Source organism: Paenibacillus sp. JT31N17, assembly GCF_056269255.1.
In genome coordinates, this window is record NZ_JBWDNP010000004.1 from 357,659 (window position 1) to 371,976 (window position 14,318).

14 protein-coding genes are annotated in these 14,318 nt (G+C 52.1%); 12 read left to right on the top strand and 2 right to left on the bottom strand.

What is annotated here, in order from left to right; translation table 11 throughout:
• Nucleotides 1-5: 5 nt before the first annotated feature.
• From AC0YOB_RS17210 to AC0YOB_RS17255, 10 genes are all read left to right on the top strand, one after another.
• Nucleotides 6-1,274, top strand: a complete 1,269-nt coding sequence (locus AC0YOB_RS17210; protein ID WP_475787643.1) for a TerD family protein — start codon at nucleotides 6-8, stop codon at nucleotides 1,272-1,274.
• A gap of 22 nt (nucleotides 1,275-1,296) precedes the next feature.
• Nucleotides 1,297-2,043: a TerC family protein gene (locus AC0YOB_RS17215; RefSeq protein WP_210042952.1), complete on the top strand. Its 747-nt coding sequence runs from the start codon at nucleotides 1,297-1,299 to the stop codon at nucleotides 2,041-2,043.
• Nucleotides 2,044-2,146: 103 nt separating this feature from the next.
• The gene (locus AC0YOB_RS17220; RefSeq protein WP_379114197.1) at nucleotides 2,147-3,352 is read left to right on the top strand and encodes an HpcH/HpaI aldolase/citrate lyase family protein; all 1,206 of its coding nucleotides are present in this window, start codon (nucleotides 2,147-2,149) and stop codon (nucleotides 3,350-3,352) included.
• A complete protein-coding gene (locus AC0YOB_RS17225; protein ID WP_475793822.1) occupies nucleotides 3,297-4,721 on the top strand; it encodes a phosphoribosyltransferase family protein in 1,425 nt (474 codons plus the stop codon). Before AC0YOB_RS17220 ends, AC0YOB_RS17225 begins: the two co-directional genes overlap by 56 nt.
• The gene (locus AC0YOB_RS17230; protein ID WP_475793823.1) at nucleotides 4,718-5,869 is read left to right on the top strand and encodes a cysteine protease StiP family protein; all 1,152 of its coding nucleotides are present in this window, start codon (nucleotides 4,718-4,720) and stop codon (nucleotides 5,867-5,869) included. Before AC0YOB_RS17225 ends, AC0YOB_RS17230 begins: the two co-directional genes overlap by 4 nt.
• Nucleotides 5,866-6,696 (top strand): HAD family hydrolase, encoded by an 831-nt coding sequence (locus tag AC0YOB_RS17235; protein ID WP_475793824.1) that lies wholly within the window; start codon nucleotides 5,866-5,868, stop codon nucleotides 6,694-6,696. Before AC0YOB_RS17230 ends, AC0YOB_RS17235 begins: the two co-directional genes overlap by 4 nt.
• On the top strand, nucleotides 6,693-7,724 hold the full coding sequence (locus tag AC0YOB_RS17240) for an ATP-grasp domain-containing protein (protein ID WP_475793825.1): 1,032 nt from the start codon (nucleotides 6,693-6,695) through the stop codon (nucleotides 7,722-7,724). The genes AC0YOB_RS17235 and AC0YOB_RS17240 overlap by 4 nt, the downstream gene beginning before the upstream one ends.
• Nucleotides 7,725-8,176: 452 nt before the next feature.
• Entirely contained in the window at nucleotides 8,177-8,914 is a 738-nt protein-coding gene (locus tag AC0YOB_RS17245; protein WP_475793826.1) for a hypothetical protein, read from the top strand.
• 16 nt (nucleotides 8,915-8,930) lie between these two features.
• The gene (locus AC0YOB_RS17250; protein ID WP_475793827.1) at nucleotides 8,931-10,037 is read left to right on the top strand and encodes a toxic anion resistance protein; all 1,107 of its coding nucleotides are present in this window, start codon (nucleotides 8,931-8,933) and stop codon (nucleotides 10,035-10,037) included.
• A gap of 239 nt (nucleotides 10,038-10,276) precedes the next feature.
• Complete coding sequence (locus AC0YOB_RS17255) at nucleotides 10,277-10,831, top strand: hypothetical protein (RefSeq protein ID WP_475793828.1); 555 nt, start codon at nucleotides 10,277-10,279, stop codon at nucleotides 10,829-10,831.
• A gap of 344 nt (nucleotides 10,832-11,175) precedes the next feature.
• On the opposite strand, the gene AC0YOB_RS17260 is transcribed toward AC0YOB_RS17255, so the two are convergent.
• Nucleotides 11,176-11,691, bottom strand: a complete 516-nt coding sequence (locus AC0YOB_RS17260) for a hypothetical protein (protein WP_475769780.1) — start codon at nucleotides 11,689-11,691, stop codon at nucleotides 11,176-11,178.
• Nucleotides 11,692-11,905: 214 nt separating this feature from the next.
• On the opposite strand from AC0YOB_RS17260, the gene AC0YOB_RS17265 reads away from it, so the two are divergent.
• Nucleotides 11,906-12,244, top strand: a complete 339-nt coding sequence (locus tag AC0YOB_RS17265) for a YrdB family protein (RefSeq protein WP_475793829.1) — start codon at nucleotides 11,906-11,908, stop codon at nucleotides 12,242-12,244.
• Nucleotides 12,245-12,270: 26 nt separating this feature from the next.
• On the opposite strand, the gene AC0YOB_RS17270 is transcribed toward AC0YOB_RS17265, so the two are convergent.
• Nucleotides 12,271-13,407 (bottom strand): transglutaminase domain-containing protein, encoded by a 1,137-nt coding sequence (locus AC0YOB_RS17270; RefSeq protein WP_475793830.1) that lies wholly within the window; start codon nucleotides 13,405-13,407, stop codon nucleotides 12,271-12,273.
• A gap of 189 nt (nucleotides 13,408-13,596) precedes the next feature.
• Between AC0YOB_RS17270 and AC0YOB_RS17275 the strand changes: the two genes are divergently transcribed.
• On the top strand, nucleotides 13,597-14,241 hold the full coding sequence (locus AC0YOB_RS17275) for an SOS response-associated peptidase (protein WP_475769783.1): 645 nt from the start codon (nucleotides 13,597-13,599) through the stop codon (nucleotides 14,239-14,241).
• Nucleotides 14,242-14,318 lie beyond the last annotated feature (77 nt).

A 14,318-nucleotide genomic window follows, 5' to 3' on the forward strand; every position in this document is an offset into this window, starting at 1 on the left:
GCTTAATGGGCACCACGGTAATTAAGGGGCAGAAGGCGGATCTGACCGCTGCGGTACCAGGATTGCAGGACATCACAGTAGGAATCGGATGGAACGCGCAAGCATCGCTTGAGCTGGATACCTCCGCCTTTTTGCTGGGAGTAAACGGAAAAGTTTCCAGCGATGATGACCTTATTTTCTATAACAATGCTTCCACCGCATTCATTAATTATCAGGATGGACAAGCTGCTCCTGTCCAGAAGCAATTCAAAATCCAGCTGAACCGGGTACCGGGGAATGTAGCGAAAATCGCCTTCACCCTGACGATCTATGAAGGTGAGAAGCGTCGGCAGAACTTTGGCCAGACCAGCGGCATTTTTATTCAATTCCTTAATAATCAGAACGGTGCGGAAGTGCTCCGGTATGATCTGGCAAACGACTTCTCCGTTGAAACGGCCATTGTGGCAGGGGAATTATACCGGCACAATGGTCAATGGAAGTTCAATGCGATTGGCGCAGGCTTCTCGGGCGGTTTGGACGCCCTGTGCGGAAATTTCGGCATTGAGGTCAGCGAGGCTGCGCCTGCTCCGGTACCAACGCCGCCAGCATCCAAGCCTGTCCCTGCGCCAGTCCCTGCACCGCAGGCGGCTGCACCAACCCCAGCTCCAGCCCCGACGCCAGCTCCGGCTCCGCTTAATCTGACCAAGATTGAGCTGAAGAAGAAGGGCGACACCATCAACCTGAAGAAATCGGCAGGCGGTCTTGGTGAAATTCTGATCAACCTGAACTGGAATCAGAAGAAGAGCAAAACCGGATTATTCGGCCGCAGCAAAGGGGTTGACCTGGATCTGGCTTGCCTGTTCGAGCTTAAGAACGGCGATAAAGGCGTTGTCCAGGCGCTGGGCAGCTCATTTGGCTCCTTGGACAGGCCTCCTTTTATCGCTCTGGATGGGGATGACCGCACCGGTACGGTATCGACCGGCGAGAATATGAGGATTAACGGCGCCCGGATAGCGGATATCAAGCGCATTGTCGTGTTTACGTTTATTTATGAAGGAGTCAAGAACTGGTCTGACGCCGATGGCGTTATTACGATCAAGCAGGCCGGCGGCCCGGAGATCGTTGTTCATATGAACGAGCATGACAACAGCAAGGGAATGTGCGCCATTGCCATGATTACGAATGTGAATAACGAAACCTTCAGCATTGAACGGCTTGTGCAATTTTTCAACGGCCACAGAGAAGTCGATGAGGCTTATTCCTGGGGCCTGAGATGGAAAGCGGGAAGTAAATAAATTGGTTGAGAGGCGGCATTAAATGGATTGGTTTATGGATTTCTTTACTAATATCGGCGATAGCTATGGGCAATTCTTCTCTTGGGATTCAATTGTCAATACCTTATCGGATCCCGTGAGCTGGGGAATCATTGCAAGCCTCGTGCTGCTGGAAGGGCTGCTGTCTGCTGACAACGCCCTGGTTCTGGCGGTCATGGTCAAGCATTTGCCCAAAGAGCAGCAGAAAAGGGCCCTATTCTACGGTCTCCTGGGTGCCTATATTTTCCGGTTTATTGCGATCGGATTGGGAACCTTTCTCGTCAAATTTACACTGGTTAAAGTGCTTGGCGCTGCCTATCTGTTCTACATTGCCTACACCGGTATCTTCAAGAAATCGGAAGCAGCAGGGGAAGAAAAGGTCAATAAGGGGCATTCCTTCTGGAAGACCGTTCTGCTTGTTGAACTGATGGATATCGCTTTCAGTATAGACAGCGTCGTAGCCGCATTCGGAATAAGCAACGAGGTATGGGTATTGTTCGTCGGCGGTATTCTGGGCGTATTGATGATGCGGGGCGTTGCCCAGGTTTTCCTCAAGCTCATCGACAAATTTCCGGAGCTGGAGCGGGCAGCCTTCTTCCTGATCGCCATCATTGCAGCGAAGATGCTGGCTGGTGCGTTCGACTATCATCTGCCGCATGTCTGGTTTTTTGCCATTATTATCGCGGTGTTTGCCGGAACGATTATCTACAGCATGAACCGACAAAAGAAAGAAGCGCTGCGCAAGTCCTGATGCATGCCAGGCCTTCAGGCAGGGCAAGAATTCTGCCGGAGGCCTGATTATTTTAGGAGAGTAGTAGAGACAGATTTGCTTAGGATGGAAGGAGGAGATCAGGCTGAGATACTTTAATTATTTATCGCGTGAAGAAGAAAAGTCGTTGTTTTTCAGCCCGCCGATTTCATTTAATCACTCCTCCGATAAGGAATTATTAGCCCATGCGGTGGGGGCTGCTTTGTACATGCCGGCAACCAGACCGCATATTGCGGATGATATTATTTCCGGGAAGAATGAAGGATTGGTCACCGCCGTCATGGATCTTGAAGATGCCATTGGCGACAAACAGGTGGAGCTGGCGGAAGAATCCTTGATGCAGCAGTTGTTCCTGATTGCCTCCTATATCAAGATCGGCACCCTGCTGGAATCGGAAGTGCCGCTTCTGCTTATCAGGGTACGCTCCGCCGCGCAATTGAAACGTCTGCTCGTACGTCTGGCTGATACGATTACACTGATTACCGGCTTTGTCCTTCCCAAGTTCACACAGGAGAACGGACGCGATTATTTTCAGCAGATTGCGGATTACAACGAGAACAGGGCTGCTTCTGCCCCGGTATTGTACGGTCTGCCGATATTGGAAAGCTCCTCTGTTATTTACCGCGAAAGCCGATTGGACTCCTTGCTTGCGATCAAAGCGATTCTCGATGACTATCACGACTACGTACTTAATGTAAGGGTTGGCGCCACGGACTTCTCCAGCTTGTTTGGTCTGCGCAGGAGCCCCGACATGACCATTTATGAGATTGCCCCGATCCGGGACTGCATCGCGGATATTATTAATGTGTTTGGGCGGGTGGAAGCAGGCTATGTGATTTCCGGTTCAGTCTGGGAATACTTCGCCAAGCGTGAACGGGTAATGAAGCCGCAGCTGCGGGTTACCCCTTTTGAGGAAGCCTTCGGCAGCACAGGTCACGATCTGAGATCCAGATTCACCAAGGATCCCATGGATGGACTGATCCGCGAGGTTATTATGGACAAGGAAAACGGCATTATCGGAAAAACCATTATTCACCCCACCCATATCAAGCCCGTACAGGCGCTTTATGCGGTCACGCATGAAGAATATGCCGACGCCACCAGTATTGTCGCTCTTAATGATGGCCATCATGGCGTGCTCAAAAGCCAGTATGCCAATAAAATGAATGAAATGAAGCCGCATCAGAACTGGGCAAGACGAATCCTGCTCCGATCACAAGTATATGGGGTGTTACATGAACAACAGCATTTCATCACCCTCCTCCAAGGGAACGAACGTGCATACGTATAAGCTCTTTGAGGATTTGCAGATCAAGGTTGCCGAGACCGATAACCCCTTCCAATTGCCCGTGGAGCTTTTGTTTTCCATGGCGGCACGAATCAATAAGAAACGATCCTTTCTGTTTGTCAGCAAGCTGCTGGGCAAGCATATTCCGGTACATCCCTACACCCCCCTTCTGAGTGGAGCGGCGCTGGCGCTGTTGATACATGCCCGGCTGTTTCAATCAACCAAGAAGGTCATTGAACCCCTGCTGGAGGAATTGCTGTCCGGTCTCAGAGACCCATCCCGGGCCGAGGAGGCTTACCGCCGCCTGATGCGTGATAAGCCCCGGCTGCCGGAGTCCATACTCTGCATTGGTTTTGCAGAGACGGCGACTGCGCTTGGACACAGCGTGTTCCATGCTTTCGCGGACGGCGCCTCTTATATCCATACGACACGTGAGTATATACCGCAGCTGAACTCGCTGATTAACTTCGAGGAAGAGCATTCCCACGCGGTCGCTCATCGCTGCTATGCTTTAGATCCTGAACTTTTCTCGGGTCATGAGCCCATTGTGCTGGTGGATGATGAAATGACAACCGGTCAAACAGCCTTGAACATTATTCGCGATATCCAGTCCAAATTTCCACGAAATCAATATGTAATTGCTTCTCTGCTGGATTGGCGGACAGCCGATAACGAGCAGCAGGTGCGGGAGCTGCAGAATGAGCTTGATATTGACATCCAATCGGTCTATTTGCTTAAAGGACAGATGGAGGTTGATGGCGCACCAAGGCTTGAGGCCGAGAATGCATTTACATTGATCACCCATAAAAAGGCTGCCGATCTGGTTGTTATGCATCATGCGGAGACTCTGGAAAGCATAGATGCCGTATCCGCCAATTCCGGCGGCGAACTGAATCCGGCGTCTTATATGAAACAAACCGGCCGCTTCGGAATACAGTCGGAGGACCATGCGGCTGCCGATGGCCATATCAGCGGGCTGGCCGCCTGGCTGAAGACATGCCGCGGCAGCTCCAGTACGCTTGTCCTGGGTACGGGAGAATTTATGTACGTTCCCATGAGAATCGCTGCTGAGATGGGCGCTGGCATCAGCTATCAATCCACAACAAGAAGTCCGATCTATTCCGCCGATCTGCCGGATTATGCGGTTGCCTGCGGGTATCCGTATCCCTCGCCGGAGGACGAATCGGTCAGAAACTTCATCTACAATATTTCTCCCGGGCAATACGATGAGATTTTCGTCTTGTTCGAGCGGGATATGCCGCCCTCGCGCGTGAAGCCGATGCTGGACATTCTGCGGCAGCTGGCAGGCAGTAAAGTGTTTGCGGTATTTTTCTCAGGAAACGTCCATGGATGGGAGACATTCGAATCATGAAGCAGACGATAACCGGGCAACTCAGTCAGACGCGCATTGCTTCTCCAGAGCCTATGGGCAGCTATGCGCCGTCAGATGTCATATTCCTGCTCAAGGATCTGAGCGGGGTTCAGCTGGAGCGGCCGACCGAGGATCGGGAAGAAGCCATCCAGTCGGGCGTGCATTATTCGGAAATGCTGCCGGTTGAATATCAGCCGACAGCCGAATATATCGAGCTGTTTCACCGAACGCTGACAGAGTCGGCGCGGAAGGTGGCGCTTGCGGCGGCTGTAGTCGCGGAGCGGATCGTTCTTAAGCGGGGGCTCAAAGGGGTTCTGGTCTCCCTGGCGCGTGCGGGGACGCCGATCGGCATTCTGATCAAGCGGTATATTGCTTACCGCTATGGCGCGGATATGCCGCATTACAGCATTTCCATTATCCGCGGCAAGGGCATTGACGAGAATGCGGTGCTTTATATGCTGCAGCAGCATGGATTGGATTGTTATCTCCAGTTTGTGGACGGCTGGACAGGCAAGGGCGCCATTCGTCAGGTGCTGACGCAGGCCTCCAATGATTTTGCGGAAAAATACGGCTATCGGCTGGATGATGATCTGGCTGTGCTGGCCGATCCCGGCTTCTGCTGCGAAACCTACGGAACGCGCGAGGATTTCCTGATCCCAAGCGCATGTCTGAATTCAACGGTATCCGGCCTGATGAGCCGCACGGTGCTGCGGGATGATCTGATCGGTCCGGGTGAATTCCACGGAGCCAAATTTTACAGGGAATGGCTGGAGAACGATCTATCCAATCTGTTCGTGGATACCGTATCGGATTTCTTCCCGGCTGTCGCGGAGACTGCGTATCAGCAGGCGGTTGCGATGACGGAGCGGGAGGCGGAGGTGTCCTGGAAAGGACTCGCGGATATCCGGGCGATCCAGCAGGCCTTCGGCATCGACGATGTGAATCTGGTGAAGCCGGGCGTCGGCGAGACGACGCGAGTGCTGCTGCGCAGGGTTCCCTGGCGTATTCTCGTGGACCGGATGGACAACCCGTTCCTGCAGCATATTCTGCTGCTGGCCAAGGACCGGGGCGTGCCGGTTGAGGTATATCCGGGTCTGACCTATTCCTGCTGCGGCATCATCAAGCCGCTGAAAGGCGGTACGGAATGATTTACGCCAGCGATTTGGATCAAACCCTGATTTATTCAACCCGTTCCATGGGCGCTCCTCTCGAATCGCCGGACATCCTGCCGGCAGAGACCGTGAGCGGAAAGATCGTATCCTACATGTCGAAATATACGCTGTCCCTGCTTCAGGGATTGCCCGCGGGGATGGAATTCGTTCCCGTAACTACCCGCACGGTGGCGCAGTATGAACGGATTCATGTCTTCCGCGATCATGTTGTGCCGGGTTATGCCGTCACCAGCAATGGGGGCAATATTCTGCTGCACGGCAGGGTGGATGAGGACTGGCGGTCGATGATCCGCGGGAAAGTATCTGCGCTTGCGGCCGATGCCGTAGAGGCGCGGAGTTATTTTGAACCGATAATGAATGAGCAGTGGGTTGTGGGGGAGCGGTTCTGCGATGAGCTGTTCTATGCTTTTGTTATAGAGCGCGACCGGATGCCGCTTGAGGCTGTTCTGGAGAAGGCCGAACAGGTGAAAGCGCTGGGCTGGGAGGTCTCGATTCAGGGGAGGAAAATCTACCTGGTCCCCGCTGCCGTCAATAAGGCCGATGCGGTTCATGAAGTCCGCAAGCGGCTTGGAGTCAGCGAATTGATCGCCTCCGGCGATTCCCTTCTGGATCAATGCCTGCTGGAGATAGCCGATTATGCGATTGCCCCGAGCCACGGGGAATTGTTCCGCGAGAAGCAGCGTAGTCCGGACTCGATACCGGAGCGCTTCACAGTGAAATCGGGGATTTTTGCAGCGGATGAAATTCTGGATTATGTTCATGCGGTCTATCAGACAAAGGAAGCGGTGAAGGGTTCTCTATGAAGAAGAAGGTCCATATTTATTTCAATCGCTGGTTCTCTGTTGCGTATCATTATATGAACCTGATACGCAATAACGCGGACGGGCTGGAGGTCAAACTATTCGGCACCCATCCCGACCCGCGGCATATGTCGCTGCAGGCCTGCGATCATGCCGAGACGGAACCGGCGCTCAAAGGCATGGAATATGTCGAGTTTTGCGTGGGATTCTGCAGGAAGCATGAGATCGATGTGTTCATCCCCCGATTGCATATGCTCGATATTGCCAGGCATCTCGACCTTTTCGAGGAAATTGGCACCCGCGTTGTGGTATGCCGGGATACCGGGCTGCTTGAGATGCTGATGGAGAAGGATCATTTCTATAAATCGGTCGAAAAGACAGGGGTTATGGTCATTCCCGATTACGAAGTGGTCAACGATGCGGAGGGCTTCAAGCGCGCATACGATAGATTAACCGCATTGGGTCACCGCGTCTGCTTCAAGCCGACCAATTCCGAAGGGGGAGTGGGCTTCCGGATCATTGATGATACCCGCGATCCGCTGGAGGAGCTGTTCGGAGTCTCGACCAGACTGGTCTCGTTCCGCGATGCTTATCAAGCCTTGGGCACCATACAGGAATTCCCGAATCTGATGGTCATGGAGCAGCTCCCGGGACTTGAGTACAGCATAGACTGCTTCGCAAACAAAGAAGGGGATCTGCTGGCAGCCGTACCCCGGCGCAAAGCAGGGGGCCGTCTGCGCCTTCTGGAGCGCAATGAGGAGCTGCTGGCCATAGCGAATAATGTAGCCAGGACGTACCGGATTCCCTACAACTTCAATATTCAAATGAAATATAACGGAGACACCCCCAAACTGCTCGAAATTAATCCGCGCATGTCCGGCGGATTGCATGTCACCTGCTTGTCGGGAGTGAATTTCCCCTATCTCGCCGTGAAGGAAGCTCTCGGCGGTGAAGTGGGCCCGCTTGCGCCGGAATATGGCATTCTGGCAAGTCATATCGAGCAGCCGATGCGTATGGCGGATTGGTCGTAAGGGCTGCCACTGGTTTTGAGAAAGCCGCTGACTGTGTGATGCAGTCGGCGGCTTTTTTGCATATTCAGAAAGTATGACGTTTGGCTGCTGCTTTTCTGCATATCTTTATGGGAAGAAACGAACCTGCCCGCAAGGACGGGGTGAGCCGTTTCTTCTTTCTTATGCAAATATAAAATAGAATAAATTCTTTCTATACGCTGCTTTTATTTCTGAGAGGAAGAAGCCTGCTGTGCAAAGGACCGCATCAGCCGGTTCTCTTGGCTTGACAGCATTTAGAAGTTTCACTTCAATGAATGTCTGTAAGATTTCAAGGGACATGACCGCCAAAGGACGCGAATGGTTAACCGTAAAGCAGGTGTAATATTTTACAGGAAGCCTGCTTTGTTGACAGCGTTCCACTGTATTTCTACAATATAGGTAAGCCAGTCCTTATCGAAGGGGGTTTACGGTATATGCTTTTCAGATCCAATATGCTTATTGCTGCAGCGATCGGTTACGTCGCAGCTGTTGTAACCAGTCCGCTCGTTCCGGAGCTGGCGTCGCTGCTCATTCCCGTTATAGCCGCAATCATCGGCAGCCTGCTGCCCAAGAGGAAGAAGCGGAGCCATAATCCCGCCATTTCTCCTGAATTTTTGCCTGACGCTTCCTTGAAGCCGGGCGACTCTCCTTCCAACCCCCCGGTCCGTCAGGCTGGCAGTGAACCGTCCTCCGGGGAACCGCGCGCGTCCGCACCGTCACCCTTCTCTGATCAGTCCGCTGCCGCAAGTGGAGGACATAGACAGGAAATCAGTCCCGAATTTGCCCCTGTTGTGGAGTACCTGGAGGTACTGGAGGATATGGTTATATCCGAAGGCCAGAAGAATGCGCTGGACGATGAGATCGTCCTGAAATCTCTCGCCCTGTTCGCCAGGCTGCAGCGGATTATCCCGCTTCTGCAGGAGCTTAAGGACAGCAATGTGAACCATACGGTCAAGCGATTGATTCTCAAAGATTTGAACGGCATTTTGAATCCTTTTCTGCGTTTGGGCGGCGAAGCCAAGACCCGCAACCGGAGGATGCTGCTTAACGGCATCAAGGAAGTGGATACGAAAATTTCCGATATTGTCTCCACCATCGAGCACAAGGATTTGCTTGAGCTTCAGACCAAGGCAGAGCTCATTCACCAGCGGTACAGCAGTTCCGAATTATAAGAGGAGGGGTTAACGAATGGCTGCTCAACTTGTAGAGTTAAAAAAAGAAGACCAGCAGAAAGTTGCTGAGGAAGCGTCGCTGCTGATTCAGAAGGTCGCTCATACGGATACGCTGGAGCTGGACTCCCTGATGGACGAGATTGGCAAGCTGGGAGCCAAAACGCAGGAAAAGGCCGGGCAAACGCTGAAAATGCTGGACCGTCCGGTTAATGACCTGATGTCCGGCGACCGCGCCGAAGTATCGAACATGATCTTGAAGCTGCGCAGTGAATGCGAAAGCCTGCAGCAGAGCAAGAATGTCAGCCTCTTCGGCAAGCTGCTGCGCAAGAGCCCGCTCAAAAATTATGTCTACAAATACCAGAGCGTCCGCACCAATGTCGACACGATCGTCGCAGGTCTGCGGGACGGCAAGGATTCGCTGGAAGAAAATATTATCAATATGCGCCAGCTGAAGAAATTGGCGATCGCGGAGATTTACAATCTCCAGACCAAGATCGCTTTTGGCAACAAGCTCAAGCATCTGTTCGAAGCGGAAATCGCCAACCCTGTGCGCGAATCGCGCAAGCCGCAGCTGGAGCGCGGGCTCCGCAAGGTCGTCACGCGGATTCAATCGATGACCGAGATGATCATGCTCTATAATCAGGCGATTGCCGCAACGGATATCATTAACGACAATAACGACAAGCTGATCGATTCCGTGAGCAATGCCATCGACAAGACCGTTAATCTGATCACGGTGTCAGCGATGATAGCGCTCGCCCTTAATGACCAGGAGAAGGTCATTGCGGCGGTGGACGCCACCAACCGGACGATAGAGGAGCAGTTCAAGGAAAATGCCAAGCTGCTGAGGGCGACGACGGAGAAGACGACAGAGCTCTTGTCCAAGCCTGCCATGTCGATGGAATCCGTCAATCAGGCGATTGGCGACCTTGTAGCGGCTCTGGATGCCTCGGAGCAGTCGAACCGCCGCATTATTGACAGCTGCAATGATTACACCACACGCATGACAGCCATGAATGGCCAACTAGGCGACCGTCTCGGTCTGTCTCAGGGGGAAGCGCCCGTACCAGGCGGCGTCAAAGATATTGCTGCGTCCAAAGAGGCGAGCAGCTTTCTTGAATAGTGCGGCAAAACCGCATTCTGCGGATGGCGGCGCAGCTCGCTTCATCCTTTCTTTCTAAAACGGTTGATCCACTTTCACTGCAGCTTGCCCGGCTCTTGGGGCGAGCTTTTTTTGTGCGGCTGACCGGGAACGGATGGCGGAGGTTCTCTCCCTTACCCCTTTGTCCCTGCTGTATTTATGTGGATCATTTTGGTAGAATAAGTGACAAGATACCATGTGAATAAAGGGGGAGAAGTCCGATGCTGGATTTTTCTTTTGAGCTGATAGACGATTCCATTATTAATATCCATTATCAATACGGGAGCACTGTATTTATCTTTACTCTGTTTATGCGCGATGAAGAGTGGACGCTGCACCCTTTTGACGGCATTCTGCTGCAAAATAAGGAAATGTGCGCGATCGTGGTGACGGATCTGCTGAAGAACAAGGATTTTCATGTGCTGTTGGCCCGTGAGAATATTACGCTGTCCTCGCTCCGAACGTCAATCGATCTGCGGCCGGAAGGCTCGGATGAATACACCAAGCCCTCCCCGCAGCAGGGGCGGGATGAGAAGACCGATTTTATCGAGGCGCACAGCTTCGAGGAGGTCCTCCAGCTGGAGAAGGAGATGGTGCAGGAGCGCATCGCTTTTTTTCAGGATATCATACAGCGGATGTATATGGACGGCTACGGGCCGGAGGACAATGAATTCAACAAGGTGCAGAGCCTGATCCGGATTTATAAGGAGACCTATGAGCGGCTCGGGACGCTTGACGATTTTGATTTCAAAGGGAAGCCGGGCAAACGGTGGTAGGTACCCGCGTATAATTGTTCTCTCGCATGGTGAAACTATTCATATTGCTAGACTCACTGACATAGGATAGAACATCCGATGTCGAAGAGGAGAGGTCCTATGGGTGTTTCACTTATCATTGGCTGCTTGATAGCGGTTCTGCTGGTCGTTGCCAGCAGTGAGAAAGCAGAAGCGATTGCAGAGTTGAATGATTGATTCGAGGATTGAAACAAAAAAAGGGACTGCTCCAGGGTGTCATGAGAATGACATTCCGGAGCAGTCTCTTTTCGTCGGTGCATCGCTTCCAGAGCATATGGCAGGCGGCAGACACCCGGTTTCTTCAAATAATCACGAGCCGGCAAGCTTCAATAGGTGGAGTTGTCGTCGGATTTTCTTTTCAGCATCAGCAGAACACCGGCTACAACCAGGGCGACAGCCGCTGTCGTTTGTCCAATGAAGTGAAAGCTGAAGATCGTTCCCAGCGTGAAGGCGACAAAGAAGATGATGGAGGCGCTCCCGAGAATGAACACCGGCACAAGCATCCAGCGGTTTCGTTTGCCGAACCAGTAGAATTCAAACAGTCCGAACGCTACAGCCAGCGGGAAGCCCGGCCACATATAAGCCCAGCCGTCGAACAGCATGGAGATCTGGCAGACAATGCCGGCCCCGAACAGAATGCCTCCCGGAATTAACAAGCCGATCCCCCTGCGCTCTGTCGCATAGAAATACATCCAGTGAAACAGCAGCCCAAGCGGAATAACGAATAAACTTGGCCAGAAGTAAGCCATGACCTTGCCTGGTCCCATGACGTTGTCCCGGCTGGTGAACAGGAATATTCCGACCAGGACCAGCAGTGCGCCGAGTGGTGCTTTTTTAGACATAATCTTTTCCTCCGTTCGTTTTATTAGGCTTCCTAGATCGTACCATAGATATCTTTATTGAAAAATATGCTTTAGGATGATTTCTTCTCGGTCTTCAGACTGAGGCAGCCGGCAGAAAGTTATTGACGGTTTAATAACCATTGGTTATATTATTACCAATGGTTATTAAACCTGTGCCAACAACGTCCATCTCAAATGAAAGAAGGCTGCTCTTATGATCATTATTCAATCTGGACTGCTGCTTGTGTTGTTCCTGGTAGAGCTGGGTGCTCTGGCCGCATTCGGATATTGGGGCTTTCATATTGACAAAGGGATACTCGTGAACGTCGTTGCGGGGATCGGCGCTCCGCTGGCGGTTGCCATCCTATGGGGATTGTTCATCGCTCCCAAAGCATCCATTCCTGTTACTCCGCCGCTGCGCGCCGCGCTTCAGATTATCGTATTCACACTGGCGGCAGCGGCCTTATACACAGCAGGGCAAGAGCAGCCCGCCGCTGTTTTCCTGATAATCGCATGGGTGGATTGGGCGCTGGTGCTTGCGTTGAAGCTGTGAATCCATCAATTTCCAATCACTTCCGGTTATTTCCTTCTGGTCAGAGTGACGGTAACCAGAACATCCGCGCTTGAAGGACTTCTTGTATAGTCGGAGTATGAATAACTATACCTGGAGATGTTGCTCGTACCGCTGAACGCCTTCTTGATGTCGGCGGCGAGCGTTCGTTTGTTCGTATAGCGAATAGTGAAGCTGTTCTGATTTGCTTTGATGGCATTCGCGATAAAGCCCGATAGATCGGCGGCATTACCGGCAGTATGGGCGGCTTCCATATAATGCAGGCCCAGCGTTTTTTTCAGATTTTGATAGAAAGCCGCATTGCCGGCATCCGATTTCCTCTTCGCATCGAGTGTGGTTTCGAACAAAGTAACGGCAGCCGGATAGGAGGCGGATTTGTTCCAGGTGTGCGAGACTTTCATTTGAGCATCCGTCAGGTTGTAATAATCATACATAATTCGTCCGGGCTTATCCGGAACCGGGTCATTCCATGTGGTGTCCAGATGGTACCATTTCCCGTCCAGCTTGACCAGATTCCACGTATGCAGCTGACCCCCCGCATTCCCTTCGATAATTTTATTCTCTATGCCCGCCTGCGACAGCATCTTGAACGCGAGCAGCGCATAGCCCTGGCAGACAGTCTTCTTATTGCCAAACAGACCGGCGTACGCAGAATACTGCTTGAGTGTCGAATCATAGGACAGATTGGATTCGATCCAGTCGTGGATCGCTTTTTCCTTCTGAAAATCGTTCATATTCCGGGTAATGATTTTACCCAGAACCTCCTTGACCTTCAAGCTCACCTGATTGGACTGGGCCTGGGTTTCCCAATATTCAAACGTATAGCTTACGGTTGTCTTGCGGCCGTCGGTTGAGGCGGCGTACCGGTACTGCCTGGTGCTGTAGTGAAGATAATCGTTCGTTTTGTGAATACGCCGGAGGATGCTCTCCAGCTGATCCATTGCCAAGGTGCCGCCCGTATAAACGATGCTGTATGCGGCAGGTTTCCGGAGCATCGCGGCTCCCAGCTTCTTCTCATAGTCTTGGATAGTGGCCGCAGAATCGCCGGCGGCGCTGGCCGCATCACCCCGCCATAAAAACATCATCAGCCCCAAACCGAGTAGTAAAATGAACGTTGATCCTCGCTTGCCGTATGGAGAATTCATCACTGCCCACCCCCGCCAATAACTGCTTCAAACCTTTGCATGCTTTCAATAGTTGTCCTTTATTATATCGACCGAACTTTTGAAACATGAAGAATTCTTGTGCGATAAAGCAAATTTTCGTGTTCTCGTACATGGAATGGGGGATATAGGCAAATACTAGTCAAAACATGAAGAGGTAGGTGATTTTGCATGTGCCAATCTATTTCCATTATGGCTGACGCTTCTGAACTGACGGATCGCTTTCAAATCGATCAGGTGATATACCATACGGCAAACCGCCGTGAAATCAGACCGACAGAATCGCTTTCCGCCATATTCGAGCACAAGGAAAACCGGGTCATGGATGAATGCCGCTGGGGACTGATGCCTTTCTGGGCCAAGGATTCGTTATGGATGGACAGCAGGACCATGCTGTGGAAGCCGATATTCGACCGTGTTGTGAAGAAACAGCGCTGCGTCATTCCATGCAATGGCTTCTACCTGAGCAGAACGGTTGGCAAGGAGACGGAAAGAGTCAAAATATCGATGCGCAGCGGGACATTCGGAATCGCTGGTCTGTATGATGTATTCCGCTCGGCCTCCGGAGGGGAGATGCGCACCTGCACTCTGCTCATGACCCGTGCCAATGCCCTTGTTTCTCCATATCAGGAGCTTATGCCCGCAATTCTGGAGCAGGAGGACATGGACAACTGGCTGAAAAAGGATGGGGTAGAGCTCTCGCCGCTGCATCCTATGCTCCGCTCCATGGACGTCATGCGCATGCTGAGCATTCCGCTTTCTGCCACGGGCAGCGACAAAGTCGAATTTGATTCTCCGCGTCCCGAGGTTATATAGCGTATTGCCGCCATAGATCAGGCTCTCTGTCTTCTGCATTTTGTAGAAGGGGAGGGCCTTTTTTTCATACAAATTTC

Excerpts from the sequence above, each read along its gene's own strand:
- AC0YOB_RS17210 (WP_475787643.1), top strand. The coding sequence starts at position 6 with ATGGGCACCACGGTAATTAAGGGGCAGAAGGCGGATCTGACCGCTGCG.
- AC0YOB_RS17215 (WP_210042952.1), top strand. The coding sequence starts at position 1,297 with ATGGATTGGTTTATGGATTTCTTTACTAATATCGGCGATAGCTATGGG.
- AC0YOB_RS17225 (WP_475793822.1), top strand. The coding sequence starts at position 3,297 with ATGAACAACAGCATTTCATCACCCTCCTCCAAGGGAACGAACGTGCAT.
- AC0YOB_RS17230 (WP_475793823.1), top strand. The coding sequence starts at position 4,718 with ATGAAGCAGACGATAACCGGGCAACTCAGTCAGACGCGCATTGCTTCT.
- AC0YOB_RS17235 (WP_475793824.1), top strand. The coding sequence starts at position 5,866 with ATGATTTACGCCAGCGATTTGGATCAAACCCTGATTTATTCAACCCGT.
- AC0YOB_RS17240 (WP_475793825.1), top strand. The coding sequence starts at position 6,693 with ATGAAGAAGAAGGTCCATATTTATTTCAATCGCTGGTTCTCTGTTGCG.
- AC0YOB_RS17245 (WP_475793826.1), top strand. The coding sequence starts at position 8,177 with ATGCTTTTCAGATCCAATATGCTTATTGCTGCAGCGATCGGTTACGTC.
- AC0YOB_RS17250 (WP_475793827.1), top strand. The coding sequence starts at position 8,931 with ATGGCTGCTCAACTTGTAGAGTTAAAAAAAGAAGACCAGCAGAAAGTT.
- AC0YOB_RS17255 (WP_475793828.1), top strand. The coding sequence starts at position 10,277 with ATGCTGGATTTTTCTTTTGAGCTGATAGACGATTCCATTATTAATATC.
- AC0YOB_RS17260 (WP_475769780.1), bottom strand. The coding sequence starts at position 11,691 with ATGTCTAAAAAAGCACCACTCGGCGCACTGCTGGTCCTGGTCGGAATA.
- AC0YOB_RS17265 (WP_475793829.1), top strand. The coding sequence starts at position 11,906 with ATGATCATTATTCAATCTGGACTGCTGCTTGTGTTGTTCCTGGTAGAG.
- AC0YOB_RS17270 (WP_475793830.1), bottom strand. The coding sequence starts at position 13,407 with ATGAATTCTCCATACGGCAAGCGAGGATCAACGTTCATTTTACTACTC.
- AC0YOB_RS17275 (WP_475769783.1), top strand. The coding sequence starts at position 13,597 with ATGTGCCAATCTATTTCCATTATGGCTGACGCTTCTGAACTGACGGAT.